This is a genomic window from Pseudomonas peli (genome assembly GCF_050563605.1).
Classification (GTDB): Bacteria; Pseudomonadota; Gammaproteobacteria; order Pseudomonadales; family Pseudomonadaceae; genus Aquipseudomonas; species Aquipseudomonas peli_A.
The window spans coordinates 1-24,475 of the sequence record NZ_JBNXUH010000012.1; the positions used below are offsets into that span (position 1 = coordinate 1).

Consider the following 24,475-nt stretch of genomic DNA (forward strand, 5'->3'; position numbering starts at 1 on the left):
TGACCACCCCCACCCCCCAACASCCCACCCTGCTSGCGCTWACCGCVSCCAKCGAGGCGSCCCGCGCSGGCRAACRGGGCCGGSGGTTTKGCGGTGGTTGGCCGNAGGNGGGGCGCSCACCCYCCCGGCGGCGCAGAAACRAAACCGCCGATACGGTGCAGAACGTGCTGGGCCAGTCGCAGCAGATCATCGATACCGGCGCGGCCCAGGTCAGCGATGTCGGCACTGCGCTAAGCAGCAACGCCGGGCTGACCGACAACCTCTCCAGCTCGATTCTGCAGCACAGCCAGGCGCTTACTCGCGCGCATCAGCAGCTGCTGCACGTACGCGACAACAGCGCCGCACAACGTGACGCCAGCCAACGCCAACGCGCCGCTAGCGCCGAACTGCTGGATGCCCAGGAGTCTCTGGTGCAGCTAGGCCAGCAGCTGGAGCAGTTGTCGCATCAGCTACATCAGCGGGTAGCCAGCGCTTAGCTACTCAGCGCCCCTCTCCCACATCTGGGAGAGGGTAAAAGCCTCGACCACTCCAGTTTGAAAGTCAGTTCTGCGCTGACAGCCGGCCAGGCTGCGGTTATTGTTTGGCCATGAACCAATCACCTCACATCCTATTACTGAGCTATCAGCCGCCCTGGCAGTGGCAACAGTTCCATAGTCACTTTGCCCTGCGCGCCCTGGCAGGGGTGGAAAGCCTGCAACCGCACAGTTACGCACGCAGCGGGCTGCTTGATGGCGTGCGCGGATGGTTTCGCGTGCAGCCGCTGGCTGATCAACCCGCGCTAAAACTGCACTACAGCGAATCGCTGCAGCCCTACTTGGCAACGCTCACCGCCAGGGTACGCAAGATGTTTGATCTGGACTGCCAGCCGCAGCAGATCAGCGCGCACTTTGCCAGCGATGCGCAGCTCGGACCGCTGGTTGCGCGTAATCCCGGTTTGCGTTTGCCAACTGCTTTCGAACCGTTTGAGCAGGCGGTGCGCGCCATTGTTGGCCAGCAGGTTACGGTCAAGGCGGCAGTGACCATCACCGGCCGCTTGGTTACGCGCCTGGGTGAACCGCTGCAGTTTGCCGATGCGCCAGAGATTCAACGGCTGTTCCCCAGCCCGACCGCTATCGCCGAAGCCAATCTGGATGGCATCGGCATGCCCGGCAAGCGCGTGCAGACCTTGCAGCACTTCGCCGCGCAGGTGGCCAGCGGCGACCTGCGTCTGGATCTGCGGGCCGGTTACACCGCCTTTGTCGAGCAGCTGTGCGCCCTGCCCGGCATCGGCCCGTGGACCGCCGAATATATTGCGCTGCGCGCCTTTGGCGAGGTCGATGCCTTTCCCGCCAGCGACCTGGGCCTGCTCAAGGCGCCGGTGTGGGGCGCGAATGGCATCGACGCCAAACAGCTCAAGGCCCGCGCCGAAGCCTGGCGACCCTGGCGCGCCTATGCCGCCGCACACCTGTGGCACAACTACTCAGAGGGCTGAACCGATGTTCTACCGCTACCACGACAGCCCGATCGGTCGCCTGCTGTTGGCCGCTGACGAAACCGGCCTGCAAAAACTGCTGATGGATATCGATGACAAGCCCTGGCATATCAGCGAACACTGGAGCCGCGCCGCCGATGAACTGGATGAAGTGTGCCGGCAACTGGATGAGTATTTTGCCGGGCGTCGGCAGCGCTTCGAAGTGCGCCTGGCGCCGCAAGGCACGGCGTTTCAGCAATCCGTATGGCAGGCGCTGCAGACCATTCCGTTTGGCCAAACCTGCTGCTACAGCGCCCTCGCCGCCGAGATTGCACGACCCAAGGCGGTGCGCGCCGTCGGCGCAGCCAATGGCGCCAACCCGATTGCCATCATCATTCCCTGCCACCGGGTGATCGGCCGTGACGGCAGCCTTACCGGTTATGCCGGCGGCCTGCCACGCAAAGCGCTGTTGCTCAAACTGGAAGGGGCGCAGCTGCCGGAACAGCGGCTGCTGAGTATTTAAAGCACGCGGCGATTCAGGGCTGAACTCGCGCCAGCACACGCGCCGGAGCCTCTAGCGGTAACGCCAGAATCAGCCCTTCGCCCGACGCCGGGTAGATGCCGGTCAGCGCGGTGATATTGACCTGATGGGAGACCAGCACTAACGACGTGCCACGGGGCTGTGCATTGATCTGCTCGATCAGCGCGGCGGTCTGCTCGCGGGCGGTGTTGAGTGTTTGGAAGAATGAATCCAGGGCTGGCAGCGCTTCGACTGCACCCAAGCCCATTTCACGGGCCGTATCCTGGGCGCGGCACCAACGGCTACTAAGCAGGCGCGGCTCAATCCACTGGCTACGCAGCAACTGTCCCCAGCGCTGCGCCTGCTCACGACCGACCTGATTGAGATTGCGCTGAGTGCGGCAATCATTCAGCTGAAAATTCGCCGGATCACCCGTGCCGGGCGCTGTGGCATGGCGCAACAGCAGCACGGCGCGGCCTTCACGCAGCGCGGTCCAGGCGTGCTTATCGCTGGCCTGAACCGCGCCGCTCAGCAGGCAAAGCGCCAATAACCACGCGCCTGCCCGCCGCATGGCTAGAACTTGACCGTGCCACGCGGGCCCATCAGCGCCCAGATGATCAGACCGATCACCGGCAGCAAGACGATCAGCAAGATCCACAGCACCTTGATGCCCGTTTCGGCGTTGCTTTTGATAACGCTGAGAATCGCCCAGATATCCAGCGCCAGAATGACCAGCCCCAGTAAACCGTTGAATGTTGAACCCATAACTTGACGCTCCTATGCGAAGAAATCGCCTAGCTAGGATAGCCGCTCGCGACCAGAGTTCAGCAGTTTGATTACTCAGCAATCATCCAAGCCAGCAAACGCGGCCGCAAAATCACCGGCTGCCGGGGTGAAAACCGGCACTTGTGGACTGGCAAACAGGCGCAACACGGCAAAGCGCGGATGCTCGCCGCCGTCGAACCAATGCGCCGTGCCGGCCGGCACCAGCATCAGATCGCCCTTCTCGCACAACAGGCTGTAGACGTACTCGCCAATATGCAGCGCCAGCAGGCCACGGCCGGCCAGGTAGTAATGCAGATGGGCCGGCTGACAGCTTTGCTCCTGACGCAGGCCACGGGCCAGTTCACTGCCCTCGCCGCGCTCATCACACAGGCTCAGAACCTCGGCGCTGGCATAGCCGTGCTGGGTCATCAACTGGTCAATCTGCACGCGGCTGGCCGCCATCAGTTCATCGCTGACAGTGCCGGCCGTGACCGGCTGCGCTACCTGCACCTGGCTGAACTGCACGCCGACGGTGGCCAGGGTGCTGGCGATGTCTTCGACGTGGGTCAGCAGCTTGTTCGGGTACTCGGGCGAGGACTGGTGGTAGACGGTCAGGCTGCTCATGGTCGGGCTCTCGTACGGTTTTAATTCAGGTGTTCAATTCGGCAAGTAAAAGCTAGGGCCGCTCATCACGCATATAGCACGCGGTAATCACCGCAGCCGCCAGGGCAATCAGGCTGGCGATGGCAAAGGTCCAGGCGGCGCCGAGGCTGTGCCAGCTGTAACCCGAATACAACGCACCCAATGCCCCGCCCACACCCGCCAGCGCGGCATACAGCGCCTGGCCCTGGCCTTGCTGGCGGTCGGCGAAGCTGCGCTGAACAAAATGCATGGCCGCTGCGTGGAAGCTGCCGAAGGTTGCGGCGTGCATCAGCTGGGCAAACAGCAGCACCGGCAGATGCCCGGCCAGGTTGCCCAGCAGCAACCAACGCAGTGCGGTAATCAAAAAACTCGCCAGCAGCACGGTACGCAGGGAGTAGCGCGCCAGCAACCTGGCCATAACCATAAACAGCACGATCTCGGCCAGTACGCCCAGCGCCCACAGCTGGCCGATCACCCCGCGCGAATAACCCAGCGCCTCCAGGTGCAGGCTGAGAAAGGTGTAGTACGGGCCGTTGCTCAGCTGCATCAGGCCGACGCAGAGATAGAAGGCGAGAATCCCCGGCCGCCGCAGTTGCTGGAGAAAGCCGCCTTGGTCCTGGGTATTGGGGCGCATCTGCGGCTGGGCATTGGGCACCCACCAGCTGCTCAGCACGATGCCGCCCATGATCAGGATCAGCGCCCAGGGATAGGCGTCCAGGCTGAGCACCTCGAACAGCTTGCCCAGGCCCACCACCGCGACGATAAAACCGATGCTGCCCCACAGGCGAATCTGGCTGTAGCGCGCGGCCTGCTCCTTGAGATGGGCAAAGGTGATGACTTCAAACTGCGGCAACACCGCGTGCCAGAAGAACGCATGCAGCGCCATGATCAGCGCCAGCCAGGCGTAACTCTGGCTGACAAAGATGCCGGCAAAGCACAGCAGCGTGCACAGTGCGCCAAAGCGCACGATAGCCAGCCGCTGCCCGCTGTAGTCACCCAGCCAACCCCAGATATTTGGCGCAATGCAGCGCATCAGCATGGGAATGGCGATCAGCTCACCGATCCGCGCGGCAGAAAAACCCAGGTGGTCGAAATACAGCGCGAGAAACGGCGCGGTGGCGCCGAGCAGCGAGAAATAGAAGAAGTAGAAACCGGACAGGCGCCAGTAAGGCAATGCCGGGCTCATGCTGGGCATAAACCCGGAACTCTGCTGCGGGACGCGCTTGGCCGCGCAGCAAGGCTCATCACAGCTGTGGCAGCACCGGCGTGCTGACCCGCACATCGGCATTCTGCGCGCGGTGGCGTAGCAGATGGTCCATCAGCACGATGGCCATCATCGCCTCGGCGATTGGCGTGGCGCGGATGCCCACACAGGGGTCGTGACGGCCCTTGGTGATGATATCCACCGGATTGCCGTGAATATCAATCGAGCGCCCCGGCGTGGTGATGCTCGAGGTCGGCTTGAGCGCCAGGTGCGCAACAATCGGCTGACCACTGGAGATACCACCAAGGATGCCGCCGGCGTTATTGGAAAGGAAACCTTCCGGGGTCATCTCGTCACGGTGCTCGGTGCCGCGCTGCGCCACGCTGGCGAAACCCGCACCGATTTCCACGCCTTTGACCGCGTTGATGCTCATCAGCGCATGGGCCAGTTCGGCGTCCAGACGATCAAAAATCGGCTCGCCCAGGCCGGGCATCACGCCTTCGGCAACCACGGTGATCTTCGCCCCAACCGAATCCTGATCACGGCGCAGCTGGTCCATATAGGCTTCCAGCTCTGGCACTTTGTCCGGATCGGGGCTGAAGAAGACATTCTGCTCGACCGATTCCCAGCTCTTGAACGGAATCTCGATGGGGCCAAGCTGGCTCATATAACCGCGAATCACAATGCCCTGGGTGGCCAGGTATTTCTTGGCGATGGCACCAGCGGCCACACGCATGGCGGTTTCGCGCGCCGAGCTGCGGCCACCACCACGGTAGTCACGCACGCCGTACTTGTGGTGATAGGTGTAATCAGCGTGGGCCGGGCGGAAAGAATCCTTGATCGCCGAGTAGTCTTTGGACTTCTGGTCGGTATTACGAATCAGCAGACCAATCGAGCAACCGGTGGTCTTGCCCTCGAAGATGCCGGCGAGAATTTCCACCTCGTCGTCTTCCTGGCGCTGCGTGGTATGCCGGCTGGTGCCTGGTTTGCGCCGATCAAGATCACGCTGCAGGTCTTCCAGGCTAATCTCCAACCCCGGCGGGCAGCCATCAACAATGGCGACCAACGCCGGGCCATGGCTTTCGCCAGCGGTGGTGACAGTGAACAGCTTGCCGTAGGTATTGCCGGACATGTGCAAAACGCTCCGCGAAAATCAGCTCCGAGGCTACGCCAGCCGGCGCAGAACCCCACTTGAGTAAAGGCGGCGAGTATACCCGTGGCGTCCGTACAGATCATCCTCGAACCTTCAGGGCGGATAAACGTCCAATCGACTCACCCCTGGCAGTCCCTATCCATGACCCGAGCTCTTCTGTTACCCCTTCTCCTCTGCAGCACCCTGCTGCAAGCCGCCCCCGACGCCGCACAGAGCAGCAACGCCCACAGCAGCGTGCAACAACCCATGCGTCTGCAGACAGACCAGGGCACGCTGCATGGCACGCTGCTCAAGCCCAGCAGCACCACGCCAGTAGCCGTGGCGCTGCTGATTGCAGGCTCCGGCCCCACCGACCGTGACGGCAACAACCCCGAAGGCGGCCAGAGCGACAGCCTCAAGCGTCTGGCGCAGAGCCTGGCCAAACAGGGCATCGCCAGCCTGCGTTACGACAAGCGCGGCGTGGCCGCCAGCCGCGCCGCCACGCCGGATGAACGCGAACTCAGTGTCGAGGGTTATGTCAGCGATGCGGTGGGCTGGGCACAGCTGCTCAGGGCCAACCCGGCTTTTGATCGGCTGATTCTGATCGGCCATAGCGAAGGCGCGCTAATTGCCAGCCTGGCAGCCGAACAGGCCCAGGCCGATGCCCTGGTGGCAATTGCCGGCAGTTCACGGCCAATTGACCAGCTGCTGCGCGAGCAACTGGCCGCGCGCCTGCCGCCGCATCTGTTGGCGCAGAGCAATCAAATACTCGACCGCCTGCTGGCCGGGCAATTCAGCCCCAAAGTGCCCAAGCAGCTGCATGTGCTGTTTCGCCCCAGCGTGCAGCCCTACTTGATCTCGCTGCTGCGGCAGAAACCCGGCGAGGCCTTTGCCCGTCTGCAGATCCCGGCGCTGATCGTGCAAGGCAGCCACGACATTCAGGTCAGCGTCGCCGATGCCCAAGCGCTACAGGTGGCCAAGCCGGATGCCGAGCTGCTTATCATCCCCGGGATGAACCATATGCTGCGCATCAGCGCGCTGGATTTAACCGCGCAACTGGCCAGCTATGACAATCCTCGGCTACCGTTGGCACAAGGGCTGGGCGAGCAGATCGCCCAGTTCATCCAGCGCAGCGGCAAAAAGCCAGCCTCCAGTTAGCCGAGCGGCGGCCGATAAGCGCATCAGGCGACACCCTAAGGTGTCGCGCACAGGACCGCCGCTTATGACCGACAGCCCCGCGCCGCAAACCGACACCGACGCTGCCCCGCAGGAAGTCGTCGAGCCAGCCCATCCCTGGGCCGAGCTTGCTCCCGAGCACTTCAGCTTGTTACGCCTGGCCGCCCTGCCCACCGACCGCCACACCGGTGCGCGGCCGCTGCGGTTTATCCAGCTAGGCCGCGTCGAACGCCTGGGCAAACAGCACAGCCTGCTGCGCCTGACCTTGCAGCTGCCCGGCCAGCGCGTGCGCAAGGAGCAGAACATCTTCGAAGTCTGGGCCAATCATGAACAGCGTACGGTGCGCTTCGGCCCCGACACTGGCCTGCTGGTACAGCCGGAAAACCGTGGCCTGGGGCGCTTTATGCTGGCTCAGGGGATTATCTGGGCACGCCAGCACTTCGCTCATTACCAGGTGGAAAACACCCCGCTGGCGAGCAAGGACGCCTTCAGCGATGAAGCCCGCGCCCGTCGCGACCACTGCCTGCAGGCCCAGGGCTTTGTGGTCGAATACCTCGACCCGCTAAAGATCAAGGCGCAATGCGGCGCGCCACGGGTCAGCGCGCTGCATGGCGACTGGCATACGGAAAAGGTGCAGATCGTCGAACTGCTGGACGCCGCCAGCATGCTGCAACAGGCCGATCAAAGCCTTCGCGAACTGGAAGTAAAAGTGCGCAAGCTTGAGGCGCGTATTGATGTATTCAAACGCGAAGACGGCGGCTTGCGCTTCACCATCACCTGCCTGGTGGCCTTCTGCGTGTTTCAGGCGGGGCTACTGATATGGATTGCCACGCGCTAGCGAATGGCGCGGGCCTGACGATACTGCCCCGGCGCAACGCCGTAGGCCTGCTTGAACTGCCGACTGAGATGGCTCTGATCGGCAAAACCCAGCTGCATAGCCACTGTCAGCGGCGCACAGCCATTTCTTAATAACGCCCGAGCCTGCTCCAGGCGGCGCTGCATCAGCCAGCTATGCGGCGGCAGGCCGGTGGCGCGGCGAAACACTCTAGCGAAATGAAACGGCGACAACCCCACCGCCTGCGCCAGTTGCTCCAGTGATGGCGGCGCTGCCAGCTGACTGGCCAGTATTTCCTTGGCGCGGCTGACCGCGCGCGGTTCATCACCCGGCGCCAGACCCTCAGGCAAGCGCGCATGGCGCTGAAACAGCAGCAGAATCGCCTCACGCCAGGCGGTTTGCAGCTGCAACGCCGAGGCGTGGCTGTCCAGCAGCTGATGCAGATTGCCGAATTGACGATGCAGCTGCGGGTCATGCAGCACGCTCAGGGCGAATGACGGCATGCCATGCTGGCCCAGTTCCAGCTCCGCCAGCACGCCGCAGACTTGCGCATTGTCCGGGTAGAAACCGCGGTAGTGCCAGCCCTGGTCATGGGCCTTGGAGCCCGTGTGCAGCTCATCCGGGTTGATCAACACCATACTGCCGGCCGGCGCCAGATGCTCGCTGCCACGGTGGCGAAAGCGCTGGGCACCCTCTTCGATCACCGTAAAGACAAAGCCTTCGTGCACATGGGGCGAAAAGCGCTGCTCGATATAGTGCGCGTGCAGCAGCTCGATACCGCCCAGTTCGCGCGCCTGCCAGAAGCGTGTTTGTTCGGTACCTGCCTGCACCATGCATCAACCGCTGAAACGCGCCTCCAGCTGCTGCTTGATGGTCGGCCAGTCATGATCGGTGATGCTGTACAGCACGCTGTCGTCCAGACGGCCATCTGCCAGGCGGCGATGGTTGCGCAGCACACCTTCACGCTGCGCCCCGAGCTTTTCGATGGCGCGTTGCGAACGCAGGTTGCTCGCCGCAGTTTTCAACTGCACACGGACCATGCGCCAGTTCTCGAAGGCATGCTTGAGCATCAGGTACTTGATGGTGCTGTTAAGGCCCGTGCCGTGCTGGCTGCGGTCCAGCCAGGTCCAGCCGATTTCTGCGGCGGGCAGGCTGCTGACAAAGTCGGCAAAACGGGTGGTACCCACCAGTTGCTCACCCAGGCGGATGGCAAAAGGCAAGGCGCACCCTTCGCGCTGTTCGAGTAGGCCTTCGCGGTACCAGTCCAGACGCTGGGTGCCATTCATATGCACCAGCTCTGCGCGATTGGCTTCGGCCAGGCTCACCAACGCCGGAATATCGGCATCGACCATGGGCTCGATGCGCAATCCGCCACGTTGCAGGGTAATCAGTTGCGGCTTGAACATAGGGTCCCTCCTCGGACAGAGTCGCAGGCGCGACACGCTAACAGGGCCGGCAAGTGTGCACAATCCACAACAGCAACAAGTTCTGCGCCAGTGCGACCTTGGTCGTGCCTGACGCACCGTCACTTTGCTGCGAGACTGGGACAAATCATATGCAGTAGGCTCTGGGCAGCCGCTGCGCTGCCAGATAAGACCCCGGCAGCCCCCTATAGTTTGTTTTCGGAGTTTGCATGACCCTGTCTAGCGGGCTGATCGCCGCGGTTGCGCTGATTTACATGGCCCTTCTGTTCGCCATCGCCTTCTACGGCGACCGCCGCGCCACGCCCATGCATCCGAAGGTTCGCGCCTGGGTGTACAGCCTGTCGCTGGCGGTTTACTGCACCAGCTGGACGTTTTTCGGCGCGGTGGGCCAGGCCGCCGAGCAGCTCTGGTCATTTCTGCCGATCTACCTCGGGCCGATCATCATTCTGGTCTTCGCACCCTGGGTGCTGCAGAAGATGGTGATGATCAGCAAACAGGAAAACATCACCTCGATTGCCGACTTTATCGCCGCCCGCTACGGCAAATCTCAGGCCCTGGCGGTGGTGGTGGCGCTGGTCTGCCTAGTCGGCGTGCTGCCCTATATCGCCCTGCAGCTCAAAGGCATTGTGCTGGGGGTAAACCTGCTCAGCGGAGCCGGCGCGGGGGCCAATGGCACCGGCGCCCAGGACACCGCGCTGATCGTCTCGCTGGTGCTGGCCCTGTTCACAATATTGTTCGGCACGCGCAATCTGGATGTCACCGAACACCACCGCGGCATGGTTCTGGCGATTGCCTTCGAGTCGCTGGTCAAACTGCTGGCCTTCCTCGCCGTCGGCGCATTTGTGACCTACGGCCTGTACAACGGTTTTGGCGACCTGTTCAACCAAGCCAAAGCCAGCCCAGAACTGGAGAGTTTCTGGGCGGAAACCGTTAACTGGCCGGCGATGATGACCCAGACGGGCCTGGCGATGATTGCGATCATCTGCCTGCCGCGACAGTTTCATGTGACGGTGGTGGAGAATATCGAGCCCAAGGACCTCAACCTGGCGCGCTGGGTGTTCCCCGCCTACCTGATCCTCGCCGCGCTGTTTGTAGTGCCCATCGCCCTGGCCGGGCAGATGTTGCTACCCGCCGGCATCACCCCGGACTCCTTCGTGATCAGCCTGCCGTTGGCCGAAGCCCATCCGGCGCTGGCCATGCTGGCCTTTATCGGCGGCGCCTCGGCGGCTACCGGCATGGTGATTGTTGCCTCGGTAGCGCTCTCCACCATGATCTCCAACGACATGCTGCTGCCCTGGCTGCTGCGTCGGCAGAACACCGAACGACCCTTCGAGGCCTTCCGCCACTGGATGCTTACCGCGCGCCGAGTGAGCATCGTGGTGATCCTGCTGCTGGCCTATGTGTGCTATCGCCTGCTCGGCTCCAACGCCAGCCTGGCGACCATCGGCCAAGTCTCCTTCGCCGCCATTGGCCAGCTGGCACCGGCGATGTTCGGCGCGCTGGTGTGGAAGCAGGCCAACCGCCAGGGCGTTTTTGCCGGGCTGTTCTTTGGCGCGCTGATCTGGTTCTACACCCTGGTCATGCCGCTGGTAGCGCGCGGCCTGGGCTGGCCAGCGGATGCCTTGCCGGGCGTGCAAACCCTGCTGTACGGGCCGATCGGCTTTCAGGTCGACCCGCTGACCCGTGGTGTGGTGCTGTCGCTGGCCGGCAACTTCCTGTTGTTTGCCTGGGTCTCCTATTTCTCACGCACCCGGGTGGCCGAGCATTGGCAGGCCGGGCGCTTTATCGGCCATGACCTGGGCAACAAGCCAAGCAACCGCAGCATGCTCGCGGTGCAGGTCGGCGACCTGTTGCTGCTGGCCAACCGCTTTGTCGGCGAAGACCGTGCGCGGCAGAGCTTTATGCGTTTTGCCTACCGCCAGGGCAAGGGCTTCGACCCCAACCAGACCGCCAACAGTGAATGGATAGCCCACACCGAACGCCTGCTGGCCGGTGTGCTCGGCGCCTCATCGACCCGCGCAGTGGTCAAGGCGGCCATCGAAGGCCGCGAGATGCAGGTCGAGGATGTGGTGCGCATCGTCGACGAAGCCTCGGAAGTGCTGCAGTTCAACCGCGCGCTGCTGCAAGGCGCCATCGAGAACATCACCCAGGGCATCAGTGTGGTCGACCAGTCGCTGCGCCTGGTGGCCTGGAACCACCGTTATATCGAGCTGTTCAACTACCCCGACGGCCAAGTGTATGTCGGCCGGCCAGTGGCCGAGCTGATCCGCTTCAACGCTGAACGCGGCCTGCTCGGTGGCGGTGATATCGAGGAGCACGTCAGCAAGCGCCTGTACTGGATGCGCCAGGGCACTGCGCACACCTCAGAGCGGTTGTTCCCCAACGGCCGGGTGATCGAGCTGATCGGCAACCCCATGCCCGGCGGCGGCTTCGTTATGAGCTTTACCGACATCACCGAATTCCGCGAAGCCGAGCGCGCGCTCAAGGACGCCAACGAAGGTCTGGAACAACGGGTCAGCGAGCGCACCCAGGAGCTGTCACAACTGAATCAGGCGCTGACCGAAGCCAAGGGCGTGGCGGAAGCGGCTAACCAATCGAAAACTCGCTTCCTCACCGCCGTCAGCCATGACCTGATGCAACCGTTGAACGCCGCGCGGCTGTTCTCAGCCGCCCTGTCCCACCAGGACGACGCCCTGCCTGCCGACGCCCGCGAGCTGGTGCGCCACCTAGACAGCTCACTGCGCTCAGCCGAAGACCTGATCAGTGACCTGCTGGATATCTCGCGCCTGGAAAACGGCCGCATCACCCCGGACCGCCACGCTTTTGTGCTGAACAACCTGTTCGACACCCTCGGCGCGGAATTCAAGGTGCTGGCAGCCGAACATGGAGTGGACTTCCGCCTGCGCGGCAGCCGCCTGCGGGTCGACAGTGACATCAAACTGCTGCGGCGCATCCTGCAGAACTTCCTGACCAACGCCTTCCGCTACGCCAAGGGCCGCGTGCTGCTTGGCGTGCGCCGCAAAGGCCAACAGCTGCGCCTGGAAGTCTGGGATCGCGGCCCGGGCATTCCCGACGACAAGCGCAAGGTGATTTTCGAGGAATTCAAACGCCTGGACAGCCACCAGACCCGCGCCGAAAAAGGCCTGGGCCTGGGCCTGGCGATTGCCGACGGTTTATGCCGAGTGCTCGGCCACCAGCTGGAAGTGCGCTCCTGGCCGGGCAAGGGCAGCGTATTCAGCGTAACCATTCCCCTGGCCTTGCACGCCGAGCCGCCCGTGCCGGTCAGCCAGCCCGAGCAGCATGGCGAGGCGCTGGCCGGTATCCAGGTGCTGTGCATCGACAACGAGGACAGCATCCTCGCCGGTATGCACAGCCTGCTATCACGCTGGGGTTGTCAGGTGTGGACGGCGCGTAATCGCCTGGAGTGCGAACACCTGCTGAGTGAAAACGTCCGCCCGCAGTTGGCGCTGGTGGACTATCACCTGGATGACGGCGAAACCGGCACCGAGCTGATGGCCTGGCTGCGCACACGCTTGGGTGAACCGCTACCAGGTGTGGTGATCAGCGCCGACGGCCGCCCCGAGCTGATCGCTCAGGTGCATGCCGCCGGCCTCGACTTCCTGCCCAAACCGGTCAAGCCGGCCGCTTTGCGCGCGCTGCTAAGCCGGCATCTAGTGCTGCGCTGATCAACCATTCAGGCGCTGACGGAACAGCGCCTGATGCTCGCGGCATTGCGCGGCTGCGAGCAGGAATACGCCGTGACCGCCGCGCTCGAATTCCAGCCAGGTGAAATCGACTTCCGGGTACAACGCCTCGACATGCACCTGGCTATTGCCGACTTCGATAATCAGCACGCCCTTTTCGGTCAGATGATCCGCCGCCTCGGCGAGCATGCGCCGCACCAGGTCCAGGCCATCGTCACCGCAAGCCAGGCCCAGCTCAGGCTCGTGCTGGTATTCGGCCGGCATATCGGCGAAATCCTCGGCATCCACGTAAGGCGGGTTGGAAACAATCAAGTCAAAACGCTGGCCCGGCAGCCCGGCAAAACCATCGCCCTGCACGGTGTACACACGCTCATCCAGACCATGGCGCTCGATATTCTGGTTGGCCACTTCCAGCGCTTCGTAGGACAGATCACCGAGCACCACTTCAGCCTCGGGGAACTCATAGGCACAGGCAATACCGATGCAACCCGAGCCGGTGCACAGATCGAGAATCCGCGCTGGCTCGATCGCCAGCCAGGGCTCGAAGTGCTGTTCGATCAGCTCGGCAATCGGTGAGCGCGGAATCAGCACGCGCTCATCGACAATAAACGGCATGCCGCAGAACCAGGCCTCGCCCAACAGGTAAGCGGTCGGTACGCGCTCGTCGATGCGCCGTGCGAGCAAAGCGTGCAGGTGCGCATGCTCGTCGTCTTCCAGGCGGCAATCGAGGTAGCTGTCGGCAATTTCGTATGGCAGGTGCAGGGCACCGAGCACCAGCTGGCGGGCTTCATCCCAGGCGTTGTCGGTGCCGTGGCCGAAGAACAGCTCCTCGCCATGAAACCGACTGACCGCCCAGCGAATGTAATCGCGCACGCTGCGCAGGCGGGTTGGGTAGGTATGTGTAGCGTCGGTCACGGCAGCTCTCCGAAGAAAAAAGTGCGCCATTCTAACAGCCTGCCGCACCTGCCTGCGTCGAGCGCAGCGCTGATCTAACGGCGCGACGCATTACTGACCATAAAGGCCGCCACAGTCACAAAGTAGACCTGCCCAAGCACCATGCTCATCAGTATAATTTTGTTACCAATTTCTAACCCTTCCCTCCCTTTCTCAAGACATCCCTAAAAATGGTCATAGATCCCTTCTCGATCACGGGCTTGCTCGTGCTGGCGATATTCCTGATTGGCATGACGCTGATCGTTTTTGAAGCACAACTGGAGATGGATAAGTTCAAGCCGGCAATGTTCATGATGTCCGGTCTGATCGTTATCGGTGCCCACTACGCGTTTTACGACCCCAATGGTTTTCAGTTCTTCCTGCACGCGCAGAGCGAGATCAAGGAAGAACTGTTCGGCCTGATCGCCTTTATGGCGTTTATGTGGATGGTGGTCGAGCTGCTCAATGAGCGGAACGTCTTCACCGCACTCAATGGCTACCTGATGCGTAAAGGTCTCGGAGCGCGCGGCATGTTCTGGGCCACCGGCGCGCTGTCGGCGCTGCTCTCGCCGTTTCTCAACAACATCACCACGGCGATGATCTTCGGCAAGACGGTGAAGAACATCTCGACCAATCAGCGTTACACCCATATTTCGCTGTGCAACATCGTGGTCGCCTCCAACTCCGGGGTGTGGTTTCTCGGCACCTCGACCAGCCTGATGGTGGTGCTGGCCGGAAAAATCAGCATCGCCGGCCTGCTGTTGCTGATCCCCTCGGCGTTGACTGGCTGGCTGTTGTTCGCCGCCACGCTGCACTTCTTCTACCTGCGCAAACTCGATGGCCAAAGCCTGATCCAGGTGGCTGACCAGGCCGAGTCCGCACTCAAACCCGGCGGCGCGGGTCTGGCGATAGTCGGTTTTTTCGCCGTATTTGGCGCGGTGCTGTGCAATATCGTGCTGAAAGTCAGCATCGAGTTCGCCATCGGTATTGGCCTGGGCATCGTCGCTCTGTATGCCTGGCTGCTGATGCGCCGCGGTATCGAGCTGCCCTGGCAGGATCAACTGCAAAAGGTCGAGTGGAACGCCCTGCTGTTCTTTATCGGCATCATCACCTCGGTGGCCTGCCTTAACCACGTCGGCTGGCTGTCGTATATCTCGCGGCTGTTTGAAGTGATGCACCCCACCGCCGTTAACGTGGTGCTCGGGGTGGCCTCCGGGGTGATGGACAACGTGCCCGTGGAAGCGGCTGCGCTGATGTCCAACCCACAGCTGGGGCTCGATCAGTGGGCGCTGAATGCGCTGATGGTGGGAATTGGCGGCTCGCTGACGGTGGTCGGCTCTGCCGCCGGGGTGATGGCGATGTCGCTGGACAAGACTTACAGCTTTGCTGTGCACCTGAAGTTTCTGCCGGCCATTCTGGTCAACTTCTTCGGCTCGCTGGGTATCTGGTACCTGCAGTTCGAACTGTTTGGCCTGTACTGAAACGAAAACGCCAGGGCATGCCCTGGCGTTTTTGATGAGGTGGCGACTTGGTGGTTAACGCGGGCACCCACTAATCCCGTTTAAGGCGCAGCTCACGTAGCACAGCGATGGAAATCGCCACGGCGAACAACAGCCAGAAGTGTTCGGAAAACAATGCAATCAGGTTCATATTGCAGCTCCTTTGCTTGAAATCGCCGTTCCTCGGCAGCCCCCCGATTCTGCTCGCCGCATAGGCGACACGCAAGATCATCGACCACAAAGGTTCACAGCAGCGCAGCACAGGCGGACAATGGTGGGACTGTCCATGCCAGCCTGGAGTTCCTGCCATGTCCACCCCACAAACGCTGTTCGCCCTCACTGGCCGCGGCCATGCCCCCGCCAGCCTGAGCAATGCGACCTTGCTGATCATCGATGCGCAAGAGGAATACCGCAGCGGCGTATTGCAGTTACCGGGGCTGGATGCCGCGCTGGAAGAAATCGCCAAACTGCTCTCAGCCGCCCGCGCCCAGGGCAGCGCCATCGTCCACGTCAAACACCTGGGCATCCCCGACGGCCTGCTCGACCCTCGTGGCCCGCGTGGCCTGCACCTGCCAGAAGCGGCGCCGCTGCCGGGCGAAATCATCGTCGAGAAGCGCATGCCCAACGCCTTTAACGGCACCGACCTGCATGAGCGCCTACAAGCCCTGGGCCACCTGGACCTGATCGTCTGCGGTTTTATGACCCATTCGAGCATCAGCACCACGGTGCGCGCCACCAAGGACTATGGTTACCGCTGCACCGTGGTAGATGCCGCTTGCGCCACCCGCGACCTACCGACACTTGATGGCCAGGTGATCAGCGCCGCCGACATGCACCGCGCCGAGATGATCGCCCTGGCCGACAATTTTGCTGCCGTGGTGCCGCGCGCCAGCGCCTTGATCTGAGTCACCGCCAGCCGCGCAGTAGTTCGCAACCCGAGCATGGGCTGGCCGCCACAGTTGAACCACGCCAGCCCACACCGGTCATACCGCCGATAACCACCGAGGAAATTGGCATGAGGAAATCGGAATGAAGCACTCCGATGGTTTCGATGCACGCCGCCTGCGCCCACGCAATGCTAGCAACTGGCGCCTGCGCCTGGGGGCTGGCCTGGCAGCGCTGTTTGCCACATTCGGCGTGCTGCTGAGCATGGCAGGCATCGCCACCTTGCTCGGCCAACCTGCCGCGCTCGGCCCACTGAACGAATCGCCAGCCACAGCCAGCGTATTTGTCGTGATCGGGCTGCTATTGCTGGTCTTCGGCGTGCTGCTCTGGCGCCGCTGCCGACGCCGCCTGCGCCGCCCCAGCGACCTGAGCATGGCCCCACATCTGATGAAAAAGCGCGACTGATTGCTTCCAGGCAACACGAATCTGGCAGCTTGGTTACACTAGCGGCCTTCGCGGAGGCCTAAATGCAAGACGACGATTTTTCCCTATTTAAAGCCGAGTTGCGCGGCGTCAAACCGATCAAGCATGACCGCGCCGACACCGGTAAGCCGAAACCCAACCGTGCCCAACTGGCCACCCTGCGCCAGGCCGCCACGGCGCGCGTGGAATCGGTCAAGGTCGACGGCCTGTCCGACCAGTTCGTGATCGATGTCGGCGCTGAAGACGCGCTGTATTGGGCCGCCAACGGCGTGCAGGAAGGCCAGATGCGCAAGCTCAAGCTGGGACAGATCAGCTTTGAAGGCAGCCTCGACCTGCACGGTATGAACGTGGAAAAAGCCCGCGACACCCTGTGGGAGTTTATTGCCGAGGCCAACAAGCTGGAGGTGCGCTGCGTGCGCATCACCCACGGCAAAGCGGTGCGCATGGACGGCCGCAAACCAATGATCAAAAGCCACGTCAACACCTGGCTGCGTCAGCATCCACAGGTGCTCGGCTTCACTTCCTGCCTGGCCAAACACGGCGGCACCGGCGCGGTTTACGTGATGCTCAAGCGCACCATGATGGATGGCCGCGACGAATAAGCTCATGCAGCTGGCGGCCTGCGCACTTGCCAGCCCGACCCTCGCGGCCTAACCTGCGCCCTTTAGAAAGACCTACGAGATTGTCCATGTCCCTGGAACAGCAATACACCGAGATTCTCGGCCAACTCGGCGAAGACGTATCCCGCGAGGGCCTGCTCGACACGCCCAAGCGCGCCGCCAAAGCCATGCAGTACCTGTGCAAGGGCTACCAGCAAACCCTCGAAGAAGTCACCAATGGCGCACTGTTCAGCTCCGACAACAGCGAAATGGTGCTGGTAAAGAACATCGAGCTGTATTCGCTGTGCGAGCACCACCTGTTGCCGTTTATCGGCAAGGCCCACGTTGCCTATATCCCCAATGGCAAGGTGCTCGGCCTGTCGAAGGTTGCACGCATCGTCGATATGTATGCACGTCGCCTACAGATCCAGGAAAACCTCAGCCGGCAGATCGCCGAAGCCATCCAGCAAGTCACCGGCGCCCTCGGTGTTGCGGTGGTGATCGAAGCGCAGCATATGTGCATGATGATGCGCGGCGTGGAGAAGCAGAACTCCTCCATGGTCACCTCGGTGATGCTCGGCGAGTTCCGCGAGAACGCCGCCACCCGCAGCGAGTTCCTCAGCCTGGTCAATAACTGATCAAGCCCTGAATCAGAAGAAGCCGGCCCCGCGCCGGTTTTTTTCTGCCTGCACGTTCTCAAGGTGCGCGGCGAGATTCCGCCAAAAGCCGCGATAAATTCGCCAGAACATGGCGAGATCACGCCACCCAGAACCGCCGAGCAACCCAGTGCAACTGCGGCAGCGCGCCGCAGTCCAACGCTTTACGGTGACGGGCATGCTTCTTGCCACTTGCCATTAGTCAGCCCCAGGCAACGCCAGTCGCCGCGCCTTGGGCCGCTGCCGTTATGCACACGACGCCCTGCATACCCTGCCCCGCGCCTGTCGCTCGCCGACGGGCCAGCACGCTATTACCACACGCCTGATCCCGTGTCGGCGCAGGTCGTCATTTTGACTTCACCGATTGAAATGGTTGGTTTAATGAAAAAGCTCCTGTTGACCCTGCTGTGCCTGAGCGTGATCGGCTGCGCCAAGCACCCCGAGCCGGAAAAATCCGTGGATGTTCTGCTGATTGGCGGCGGCATCATGAGTGCCAGCCTGGGCACCTACCTCAACGAGCTGGAGCCGGGCTGGAGCATCGACATCTACGAGCGCCTGGATCAGGTCGCCGATGAAAGCTCCAATGCCTGGAACAACGCCGGCACCGGACACTCGGCCTTCTGCGAGCTGAACTACACCCCGCAACTGGCTGACGGCAGCATCGATATCAGCAAGGCGGTGGCGATCAACGAGTCGTTCGAGATTTCCAAGCAGTTCTGGGCCTACCAGGTTGAGCGCAAGGTGCTGAACAACCCGCCTTCGTTTATCAACAACGTGCCGCATATGAGCTTTGTCTGGGGCGATGACAACGTCGACTTCCTCAAGAAGCGCCACGCAGCCCTGCAGGCCAGTTCGCTGTTCCGCGGCATGGAATATTCCGAAGACCCGGAGCAGATCAAGCAGTGGGTGCCGCTGGTGATGCAAGGCCGCGAGCCCGGGCAGAAGCTCGCCGCGACCCGCGTATCGATTGGCACCGACGTCAACTTCGGCGAAATCACCCGCCAGCTGTTCGGCTCGCTAAGCCAGCAGGACAACGTCAGCCTCAACCTGCAGCATGAAGTGCGTGGCATCGAACGCAATGCCGACAACACCTGGAACGTGCTGGTGGCCGACCTGGCCAACGGCGGCGCAGAGAAAACCATCAACGCCAAATTCGTGTTTATCGGCGCTGGCGGCGCGGCGCTGAAACTGCTGCAGATGTCCGGCATCAGTGAAGGCGAAGGCTATGCGGGCTTCCCGGTCGGCGGCTCGTTCCTGGCAACCAGCAACCCGGAAATCGTCGCCCAGCACCAGGCCAAAGTGTATGGCCTGGCATCGGTAGGCTCACCGCCGATGTCCGTGCCGCACCTGGATACCCGCGTGATTGATGGCAAGAAGGTGCTGCTGTTCGGACCGTTCGCCACCTTCTCCACCAAGTTCCTGAAAAATGGCTCGCTGCTCGACACCTTCAGCGCCCTGACCACCGACAACATCCTGCCGATGACCCACGCTGGCATCGATAACTTCTCGCTCAGCACCTACCTGATGGGCCAGCTGATGCTCAGCCAGGAAGACCGCATGGACTCGCTGCGCGACTACTTCCCAGAAGCACAGTCGGCGGATTGGGAGCTGATCCAGGCCGGCCAGCGCGTGCAGATCATCAAGAAGGACGCCGAACACGGCGGCATCCTGCAGTTCGGCACCGAAGTGGTCAGCGCCGCCGATGGCAGCATCGCCGCCCTGCTCGGCGCCTCGCCAGGTGCCTCGACCGCCGCGCCGATCATGCTCTCGGTGCTGGAGAAGACCTTCAAGGACAAGATGCAGAGCCCAGAGTGGCAAGCCAAGCTGAAAGAAATCATCCCGTCCTACGGCCAAAAGCTGAACGACGACCTGGCGCTGACCAACCAGACCCGCGCCTGGAGTAGCGAACGCCTGCAACTGGAGTTCGTTGAAGTGCCACCGCTGACCCTCACCCCAGAGGTCAGCCAGGCGCAGTAAGCCGCCTGCTGCGCAATGCAAATTGCCAGAAGCACCTTTTACCGTCGCCTCGCGCGACACACGCTGCGGCCATGGATGGCACGCAATAAAAAACCGGCCACAAGCCGGTTTTTTATTGCCCCGTAAAAAGCCTATTGCCCCTTGAACGGCACCCGCGGTTTGGTCCGTAACGGGTCGAGCAGGCCCGACAGGCCGTTATGGTCGATCTCCTGCATCAGCGCCAGCAGCCGGCCGATTTCACCTTGGGGGAAGCCTTCGCGGGCAAACCAGTTGAGGTAATTACCCGGCAGATCAGCGAGCAAGCGGCCTTTGTGTTTGCCAAAAGGCATCTCGCGGGTTACCAGCAACAGCAGGTCTTCAGGTTTCATCGCAGACTCGGCAGGGTTGGGCAATCGAGCGCGGATTATGCCGTTCGGCCTAGGGCCAGGCCAAGGCGAGAAAACTCGGGTAAGCTGCGCGCCCCTGTTTATCGACCCAAGGTTTGTCCCCGCATGATTATCAAGGCACTGCGTATCGCCCTCGGCCAGTTGATCATTCTCCTCGACTGGATCAGCCGTCCGGCCAAGCTCAAACGCACCCCGCAAGCTCAAGCGGCGGTCGAGCAAAGCGCCAGCAACCTCGCGCTATACCAGTTCCACGCCTGCCCGTTCTGCGTAAAAACCCGCCGCACCCTACACAAGCTCAATGTGCCCGTGGCCCTGCGCGACGCGAAGAACGACGCCCAGGCGCGCAGCGAGCTGGAACAGCAAGGCGGCAAGATCAAGGTGCCGTGCCTGCGCATCGAAGAAAACGGCCAGAGCACCTGGCTGTATGAATCCAAGGCGATCATCGCTTATCTCGACGAGCGCTTCGCTGCTGCCTGATCAGGCAATCGGGGCCGCCTAGCGGCCCCAACAGCTCAAGGCTGCACAGCCTGCAACTCGCTCGCGACAAACTGGCTGCCCTGTTGCTGCGCAACAAAACTCACCTTGTCGCCCACCTTGAGCCCCTCCAACTGGGCGGCGTCCCGCACCTGGAACACCATGGTCATCGGCGGCATGCCGATATTGGCCAACGGCCCGTGGCGCAGGGTGATTTTCTGGTTGGCTGCATCGATCTTGCGCACCTCGCCCTGACTTGTGGCCGCAGCACTGCTGGTGGCCGGCGCGGCGCTGTGCTGGCTGGCAAATACGGGGCTGCCCAGTACGCAGGCCAAGGCGATAACACTCAGTAGATTTTTCATGGTCGATCCTCTGCTTGGGTAAGGGGTTAGTTGGTCAGCACACGAATGCGGCCAACCATTCCTGCCTGATAGTGGCCGGCGATCAGGCAGGCGAAATCGAAGTCGCCAGCACGATTGAAGGTCCAAATGATCTCGCCACTCTGCCCCGGCCCAACATGGGCCATATAGGGCTCGTCGTGCTGCATGCCGGGAAACTTGGCCATCATCGCCGCATGCGCGTTCAGATCCGCCTGAGTACCCAGGACGAACTCATGCAGCAACTTGCCCTGGTTACGGTGCACAAAGCGGATGGTCTCGCCCTGCTTGACCTCAAGCTGGTCGGGGCTAAAGCGCATCTGGTCGCTCATGCCTATTTCGATGGTGCGGCTGACCTGCTCAAGGTCACCGGCAATACCCCAGGGTTTCTGCTCTTTGACTACGGCAGCGCTGTGCTGCGCAGCGTGTTGTTCGCTATGGGCCAGCGCTGAACCGCTAAGCAGCAAGCCCGCCAGGGCGAATGCCAACGGCAAATAAGCTGTCTGTTTCATGGGTCTACCTCCTCAATGGCCTGCATGGCCGCTAGGTTTACGCACCTGCACTTCGACCGGCTCGCCAGGCGGCTGCTTGAGCGGCATCGACTGCCCACCGGCCTCGCTCGAACGCGCCGGTTTGGCCAGCTCCCCTTTCCACTCATAGGCCACAGTGCCGGCCGGGTGCTTGAACCAGCCCGGGTCGCGGTAATCGCCTGGCGCTTGATCCTTACGCACCTTGAGCACGGTAAACATGCCGCCCATTTCCACCGAGCCGAAGGGGCCGTCGCCGGTCATCATCGGTGCGGTGTTGTCCGGCAGGGGCATCTGCATTTCCGCCATATCGGCCATGCCGCGTTCGCCCATCACCATATAGTCGGGGATCAGCTTGGCGATCTTGCGGGTCATATCGCGGTGGTCTACGCCAATCAGCGTCGGCACGTCATGCCCCATGGCGTTCATGGTGTGGTGGCTCTTGTGGCAGTGAAAAGCCCAGTCGCCCTCCTCATCGGCAAGGAACTCAACCTGACGCATCTGCCCCACGGCAATATCCGTGGTCACCTCCGGCCAGCGCGAGCCCACTGGCGTCGGCCCGCCATCGGTGCCGGTCACTTCGAACTCGTGGCCATGCAGATGGATCGGGTGGTTGGTCATGGTCAGGTTGCCGACGCGCAGACGCACGCGGTCGTCCTTACGCACCACCAGCGGGTCGATGCCGGGAAAGATGCGGCTGTTGAAGGTCCACAGGTTGAAGTCGAGCATGGTCATGATCTTCGGCGTAGCCGCGCCGGGCTCGATGTCGTAGGCGTTAAGCAGAAAGCAAAAATCCCGATCCACTTCGCTGATCAGCGGGTGGTGTTCCTTGGGGTGAGTGACCCAAAAGCCCATCATGCCCATGGCCATCTGGGTCATCTCGTCGGCGTGCGGGTGGTACATAAAGGTGCCCGGGCGGCGCGCGACAAATTCGTAGACAAAGGTTTTGCCCACCGGGATCGCGGGCTGGGTCAGCCCTGCCACGCCATCCATGCCATTGGGCAGGCGCTGGCCGTGCCAATGGATGCTGGTGTGCTCGGGCAGCTTGTTGGTGACGAAGATGCGCACCCGATCGCCCTCCACCACCTCGATGGTCGGCCCCGGCGACTGGCCGTTATAGCCCCACAGATGGGCCTTGTAGCCGGGCGCCAGCTCACGCACCACCGGCTCTGCAACCAGGTGGAACTCCTTGACGCCGTTGTTCATGCGCCACGGCAGGGTCCAGCCGTTAAGCGTCACAACCGGGTTGTAGGGCCGGCCGTTCTGCGGCTGCAGCGGCGGTTGGGTGTCGGCGCTGCCCTGCGACACCGCCTCCGGTATGCCGGCCAGGGATACCCGGCTGACCGCCGAGGTGGCGACAGCTGCAGTAATCGCGCTGGCACCGAGAAAGAAATCACGTCGTGAAACCATGGGAAATAGTCCTTGATCAGTGCCCGGCGGGCTCGTCGGTGGCGGCCATAGCCGGTGTGCTCGGTGACAAGCTGGGTGCGCCCAACAGGACCATATCCAGATCAGCCTTGGCGATCCAGAAGTCGCGCTGCGCCTGCAGATAGCCATCGACCGCGAGGATTTGTTTGCGCGCATCGGCCAGCAGCTCGAAGGTGCTGATAAACATGCCGTTGTACTGCAGGACATTTTCCTCAGCGATACGCGCGCGCAGCGGCAGCACCTCGTCACGGTAATGCCGGGCAATGTCATGGCTGGCCTGGTAACCCAGGTAGGCCTCGCGCACTTGCGAGCGCGCGTTGATTGCCGTGGCAGCGGCGCGATTAAGCATCTGCCGGTACTGCGCCTCGGCTTTGGCCACCTTGGCCCCACTCCAGTCGAACAGCGGCAACTCGACGCTGATCTCGTAGCCACGCTGGGTCGGCTCCTCATTCGAGCGATTGTTCACCACGCCCAGCTCCAGCACGTTGATAAAGCGCGTGGTCTTGCTCAGCCCCAGGTTGCTGGCCAGCCGCTCGGCGTCCAGGCGCACGGCCTGGATATCCAGACGCTGAGCCATGGCCAGACGCTCGACATCCGGCAACTGCTCAGGCTTAGCCGGCAACTCGGGCAGACGCTCTGGCAAGCTGAAATCAATCTGCTCGCCCCACAAGCCGAGCAAGCGGGTCAACTGCTCGCGGCTCTGTATCCGAGCCTGTTCGGCGCGGATCAGGTTAAGTCCGGCATCGGCATAGAAGCTCTGCTCCTGGGCGCGCTGCAAGGTGCTGTAGTTACCCACCGCCGCCAGCCGCCGGGCCAGCTCAGCCGATACCTCGGCCGCCTGCATCACCTGTTGCATATAAACCAGGCTTTCCTGCGCTGCCACCGCGCGGTACCAGGCCTTGCGGGTCTGGCTGGCCAGCTCAAACAACGCCAGGCTGGTCTGCCGCTGCACCTGCTCAAAGCGCTTGGCCTCCATGCCGGAGGTCAGCGGCATGGCGATCAGCCGCGCCAGGTTGATATGCAGGCCGCGCTCGTATTCCACCTCGCTGCCCTTCTCCAAACGCCCGAAGGAAAAGCCCGGATTGGAGATACGCCCGGCCTGCACACGCTCGGCTTCGCTGATACCCAGCTGATCGAAGCTTGCCTGCAAATCGCGGTTATTCAGCAAGGCAACCTGCACTGCGGCATCCACCGTCAGCGGCTCGGCCAGCAACTCGGCGACCCGTTCGGCCACCTGGCTACGCTGCTCCGGGGTTTTCACCCAGGTCACCTGCTTGTCCAACTGCGCCTGGCTGGTCTGCTCGACCTGAGTAAAACCACCATCCTGGCTAAAGCTGGCGCAGCCGCTCAGTAGAACAACCATTGCGCAAAGCCCGACGCGGCTCGTCATGCCACTCGA

Annotated in this window: 26 protein-coding genes; 13 read left to right on the forward strand and 13 right to left on the reverse strand. The window is 62.3% G+C overall.

The genetic code is table 11. The annotated features are described in order from the left end of the window. The first annotated feature begins 164 nt into the window (after positions 1–164). From ACQ4LH_RS15230 to ACQ4LH_RS15240, 3 genes are all read left to right on the forward strand, one after another. Positions 165–476, forward strand: a complete 312-nt coding sequence (locus ACQ4LH_RS15230) for a hypothetical protein (RefSeq protein WP_430697923.1) — start codon at positions 165–167, stop codon at positions 474–476. Positions 477–580: 104 nt separating this feature from the next. Then, positions 581–1,471, forward strand: a complete 891-nt coding sequence (locus ACQ4LH_RS15235; protein ID WP_430697924.1) for a DNA-3-methyladenine glycosylase family protein — start codon at positions 581–583, stop codon at positions 1,469–1,471. Between the two features lie 4 nt (positions 1,472–1,475). Next, complete coding sequence (locus ACQ4LH_RS15240; protein ID WP_430697925.1) at positions 1,476–1,973, forward strand: methylated-DNA--[protein]-cysteine S-methyltransferase; 498 nt, start codon at positions 1,476–1,478, stop codon at positions 1,971–1,973. A gap of 13 nt (positions 1,974–1,986) precedes the next feature. Here ACQ4LH_RS15240 and ACQ4LH_RS15245 read toward each other — a convergent pair whose 3' ends face one another. The 5 genes from ACQ4LH_RS15245 to aroC form a co-directional block, all read right to left on the reverse strand. Then, positions 1,987–2,541, reverse strand: a complete 555-nt coding sequence (locus ACQ4LH_RS15245; protein ID WP_430697926.1) for a histidine phosphatase family protein — start codon at positions 2,539–2,541, stop codon at positions 1,987–1,989. Positions 2,542–2,543: 2 nt separating this feature from the next. Beyond that, a complete protein-coding gene (locus ACQ4LH_RS15250) occupies positions 2,544–2,735 on the reverse strand; it encodes a PLDc N-terminal domain-containing protein (RefSeq protein WP_275961538.1) in 192 nt (63 codons plus the stop codon). A gap of 75 nt (positions 2,736–2,810) precedes the next feature. Next, entirely contained in the window at positions 2,811–3,359 is a 549-nt protein-coding gene (locus ACQ4LH_RS15255) for an acireductone dioxygenase (RefSeq protein ID WP_430697927.1), read from the reverse strand. A gap of 52 nt (positions 3,360–3,411) precedes the next feature. Next, positions 3,412–4,563: an MFS transporter gene (locus ACQ4LH_RS15260; RefSeq protein WP_430698024.1), complete on the reverse strand. Its 1,152-nt coding sequence runs from the start codon at positions 4,561–4,563 to the stop codon at positions 3,412–3,414. 58 nt (positions 4,564–4,621) lie between these two features. Further along, complete coding sequence (gene aroC / locus ACQ4LH_RS15265; RefSeq protein ID WP_430697928.1) at positions 4,622–5,713, reverse strand: chorismate synthase; 1,092 nt, start codon at positions 5,711–5,713, stop codon at positions 4,622–4,624. A 162-nt stretch (positions 5,714–5,875) separates the two neighbouring features. Between aroC and ACQ4LH_RS15270 the strand changes: the two genes are divergently transcribed. Beyond that, entirely contained in the window at positions 5,876–6,871 is a 996-nt protein-coding gene (locus tag ACQ4LH_RS15270) for an alpha/beta hydrolase (RefSeq protein ID WP_430697929.1), read from the forward strand. Between the two features lie 64 nt (positions 6,872–6,935). After that, positions 6,936–7,727: a hypothetical protein gene (locus ACQ4LH_RS15275; protein ID WP_430697930.1), complete on the forward strand. Its 792-nt coding sequence runs from the start codon at positions 6,936–6,938 to the stop codon at positions 7,725–7,727. Here ACQ4LH_RS15275 and ACQ4LH_RS15280 read toward each other — a convergent pair. Beyond that, on the reverse strand, positions 7,724–8,557 hold the full coding sequence (locus ACQ4LH_RS15280) for an AraC family transcriptional regulator (RefSeq protein ID WP_430697931.1): 834 nt from the start codon (positions 8,555–8,557) through the stop codon (positions 7,724–7,726). The genes ACQ4LH_RS15275 and ACQ4LH_RS15280 overlap by 4 nt on opposite strands. A 3-nt stretch (positions 8,558–8,560) precedes the next feature. After that, positions 8,561–9,130, reverse strand: a complete 570-nt coding sequence (locus ACQ4LH_RS15285; protein ID WP_430697932.1) for a GNAT family N-acetyltransferase — start codon at positions 9,128–9,130, stop codon at positions 8,561–8,563. A gap of 227 nt (positions 9,131–9,357) precedes the next feature. On the opposite strand from ACQ4LH_RS15285, the gene ACQ4LH_RS15290 reads away from it, so the two are divergent. Further along, positions 9,358–12,834: a hybrid sensor histidine kinase/response regulator gene (locus ACQ4LH_RS15290; protein ID WP_430697933.1), complete on the forward strand. Its 3,477-nt coding sequence runs from the start codon at positions 9,358–9,360 to the stop codon at positions 12,832–12,834. On the opposite strand, the gene prmB is transcribed toward ACQ4LH_RS15290, so the two are convergent. Next, the gene (prmB, locus tag ACQ4LH_RS15295; RefSeq protein WP_430697934.1) at positions 12,835–13,767 is read right to left on the reverse strand and encodes a 50S ribosomal protein L3 N(5)-glutamine methyltransferase; all 933 of its coding nucleotides are present in this window, start codon (positions 13,765–13,767) and stop codon (positions 12,835–12,837) included. 209 nt (positions 13,768–13,976) lie between these two features. Here prmB and nhaD point away from each other — a divergent pair, with 209 nt between their 5' ends. The 6 genes from nhaD to mqo all read left to right on the forward strand — a co-directional run bounded on the left by nhaD (position 13,977) and on the right by mqo (position 19,884). Beyond that, positions 13,977–15,266, forward strand: a complete 1,290-nt coding sequence (nhaD, locus tag ACQ4LH_RS15300) for a sodium:proton antiporter NhaD (RefSeq protein ID WP_430697935.1) — start codon at positions 13,977–13,979, stop codon at positions 15,264–15,266. A 326-nt stretch (positions 15,267–15,592) separates the two neighbouring features. Then, positions 15,593–16,189, forward strand: coding sequence for a cysteine hydrolase family protein (locus tag ACQ4LH_RS15305; RefSeq protein ID WP_430697936.1), 597 nt, complete (start codon positions 15,593–15,595; stop codon positions 16,187–16,189). A 124-nt stretch (positions 16,190–16,313) separates the two neighbouring features. Beyond that, positions 16,314–16,634 carry an LPXTG cell wall anchor domain-containing protein gene (locus ACQ4LH_RS15310; RefSeq protein WP_430697937.1) on the forward strand — a complete coding sequence of 107 codons (321 nt, stop codon included), beginning with the start codon at positions 16,314–16,316 and terminating at the stop codon, positions 16,632–16,634. Positions 16,635–16,696: 62 nt separating this feature from the next. Then, the gene (locus ACQ4LH_RS15315; RefSeq protein WP_430697938.1) at positions 16,697–17,254 is read left to right on the forward strand and encodes a Smr/MutS family protein; all 558 of its coding nucleotides are present in this window, start codon (positions 16,697–16,699) and stop codon (positions 17,252–17,254) included. 86 nt (positions 17,255–17,340) lie between these two features. Then, positions 17,341–17,889, forward strand: coding sequence for a GTP cyclohydrolase I FolE (folE, locus tag ACQ4LH_RS15320; protein WP_430697939.1), 549 nt, complete (start codon positions 17,341–17,343; stop codon positions 17,887–17,889). 399 nt (positions 17,890–18,288) lie between these two features. Then, complete coding sequence (gene mqo / locus ACQ4LH_RS15325; RefSeq protein WP_430697940.1) at positions 18,289–19,884, forward strand: malate dehydrogenase (quinone); 1,596 nt, start codon at positions 18,289–18,291, stop codon at positions 19,882–19,884. A gap of 131 nt (positions 19,885–20,015) precedes the next feature. Here mqo and ACQ4LH_RS15330 read toward each other — a convergent pair whose 3' ends face one another. Continuing rightward, the gene (locus ACQ4LH_RS15330; protein WP_269383119.1) at positions 20,016–20,252 is read right to left on the reverse strand and encodes a DUF3820 family protein; all 237 of its coding nucleotides are present in this window, start codon (positions 20,250–20,252) and stop codon (positions 20,016–20,018) included. Positions 20,253–20,375: 123 nt separating this feature from the next. Here ACQ4LH_RS15330 and ACQ4LH_RS15335 point away from each other — a divergent pair, with 123 nt between their 5' ends. Beyond that, positions 20,376–20,747 carry a glutaredoxin family protein gene (locus ACQ4LH_RS15335; RefSeq protein WP_430697941.1) on the forward strand — a complete coding sequence of 124 codons (372 nt, stop codon included), beginning with the start codon at positions 20,376–20,378 and terminating at the stop codon, positions 20,745–20,747. A 35-nt stretch (positions 20,748–20,782) separates the two neighbouring features. On the opposite strand, the gene ACQ4LH_RS15340 is transcribed toward ACQ4LH_RS15335, so the two are convergent. Genes ACQ4LH_RS15340 through ACQ4LH_RS15355 form a run of 4 tightly spaced genes read right to left on the reverse strand, consistent with a single transcriptional unit; the run spans position 20,783 to position 24,439 of the window. Further along, the gene (locus tag ACQ4LH_RS15340; protein WP_430697942.1) at positions 20,783–21,106 is read right to left on the reverse strand and encodes a copper-binding protein; all 324 of its coding nucleotides are present in this window, start codon (positions 21,104–21,106) and stop codon (positions 20,783–20,785) included. Positions 21,107–21,132: 26 nt separating this feature from the next. Beyond that, complete coding sequence (locus ACQ4LH_RS15345; protein WP_430697943.1) at positions 21,133–21,633, reverse strand: cupredoxin domain-containing protein; 501 nt, start codon at positions 21,631–21,633, stop codon at positions 21,133–21,135. A gap of 12 nt (positions 21,634–21,645) precedes the next feature. Next, positions 21,646–23,058, reverse strand: coding sequence for a multicopper oxidase family protein (locus tag ACQ4LH_RS15350; RefSeq protein WP_430697944.1), 1,413 nt, complete (start codon positions 23,056–23,058; stop codon positions 21,646–21,648). A 16-nt stretch (positions 23,059–23,074) separates the two neighbouring features. Then, positions 23,075–24,439 carry a TolC family protein gene (locus ACQ4LH_RS15355; protein ID WP_430697945.1) on the reverse strand — a complete coding sequence of 455 codons (1,365 nt, stop codon included), beginning with the start codon at positions 24,437–24,439 and terminating at the stop codon, positions 23,075–23,077. Positions 24,440–24,475: the final 36 nt, after the last annotated feature.

Bases quoted from the DNA above. Each gene is read 5' to 3' on its own strand.
- ACQ4LH_RS15350 (WP_430697944.1), bottom strand. From the start codon at position 23,058: ATGGTTTCACGACGTGATTTCTTTCTCGGTGCCAGCGCGATTACTGCA.
- ACQ4LH_RS15340 (WP_430697942.1), bottom strand. From the start codon at position 21,106: ATGAAAAATCTACTGAGTGTTATCGCCTTGGCCTGCGTACTGGGCAGC.
- ACQ4LH_RS15330 (WP_269383119.1), bottom strand. From the start codon at position 20,252: ATGAAACCTGAAGACCTGCTGTTGCTGGTAACCCGCGAGATGCCTTTT.
- ACQ4LH_RS15275 (WP_430697930.1), top strand. From the start codon at position 6,936: ATGACCGACAGCCCCGCGCCGCAAACCGACACCGACGCTGCCCCGCAG.
- aroC (WP_430697928.1), bottom strand. From the start codon at position 5,713: ATGTCCGGCAATACCTACGGCAAGCTGTTCACTGTCACCACCGCTGGC.
- ACQ4LH_RS15290 (WP_430697933.1), top strand. From the start codon at position 9,358: ATGACCCTGTCTAGCGGGCTGATCGCCGCGGTTGCGCTGATTTACATG.
- ACQ4LH_RS15250 (WP_275961538.1), bottom strand. From the start codon at position 2,735: ATGGGTTCAACATTCAACGGTTTACTGGGGCTGGTCATTCTGGCGCTG.
- ACQ4LH_RS15255 (WP_430697927.1), bottom strand. From the start codon at position 3,359: ATGAGCAGCCTGACCGTCTACCACCAGTCCTCGCCCGAGTACCCGAAC.
- ACQ4LH_RS15270 (WP_430697929.1), top strand. From the start codon at position 5,876: ATGACCCGAGCTCTTCTGTTACCCCTTCTCCTCTGCAGCACCCTGCTG.
- ACQ4LH_RS15335 (WP_430697941.1), top strand. From the start codon at position 20,376: ATGATTATCAAGGCACTGCGTATCGCCCTCGGCCAGTTGATCATTCTC.
- ACQ4LH_RS15260 (WP_430698024.1), bottom strand. From the start codon at position 4,563: ATGAGCCCGGCATTGCCTTACTGGCGCCTGTCCGGTTTCTACTTCTTC.
- mqo (WP_430697940.1), top strand. From the start codon at position 18,289: ATGAAAAAGCTCCTGTTGACCCTGCTGTGCCTGAGCGTGATCGGCTGC.
- ACQ4LH_RS15280 (WP_430697931.1), bottom strand. From the start codon at position 8,557: ATGGTGCAGGCAGGTACCGAACAAACACGCTTCTGGCAGGCGCGCGAA.
- ACQ4LH_RS15310 (WP_430697937.1), top strand. From the start codon at position 16,314: ATGAAGCACTCCGATGGTTTCGATGCACGCCGCCTGCGCCCACGCAAT.
- ACQ4LH_RS15305 (WP_430697936.1), top strand. From the start codon at position 15,593: ATGTCCACCCCACAAACGCTGTTCGCCCTCACTGGCCGCGGCCATGCC.
- ACQ4LH_RS15345 (WP_430697943.1), bottom strand. From the start codon at position 21,633: ATGAAACAGACAGCTTATTTGCCGTTGGCATTCGCCCTGGCGGGCTTG.
- ACQ4LH_RS15315 (WP_430697938.1), top strand. From the start codon at position 16,697: ATGCAAGACGACGATTTTTCCCTATTTAAAGCCGAGTTGCGCGGCGTC.
- ACQ4LH_RS15245 (WP_430697926.1), bottom strand. From the start codon at position 2,541: ATGCGGCGGGCAGGCGCGTGGTTATTGGCGCTTTGCCTGCTGAGCGGC.
- ACQ4LH_RS15240 (WP_430697925.1), top strand. From the start codon at position 1,476: ATGTTCTACCGCTACCACGACAGCCCGATCGGTCGCCTGCTGTTGGCC.
- nhaD (WP_430697935.1), top strand. From the start codon at position 13,977: ATGGTCATAGATCCCTTCTCGATCACGGGCTTGCTCGTGCTGGCGATA.
- ACQ4LH_RS15355 (WP_430697945.1), bottom strand. From the start codon at position 24,439: ATGGTTGTTCTACTGAGCGGCTGCGCCAGCTTTAGCCAGGATGGTGGT.
- ACQ4LH_RS15285 (WP_430697932.1), bottom strand. From the start codon at position 9,130: ATGTTCAAGCCGCAACTGATTACCCTGCAACGTGGCGGATTGCGCATC.
- folE (WP_430697939.1), top strand. From the start codon at position 17,341: ATGTCCCTGGAACAGCAATACACCGAGATTCTCGGCCAACTCGGCGAA.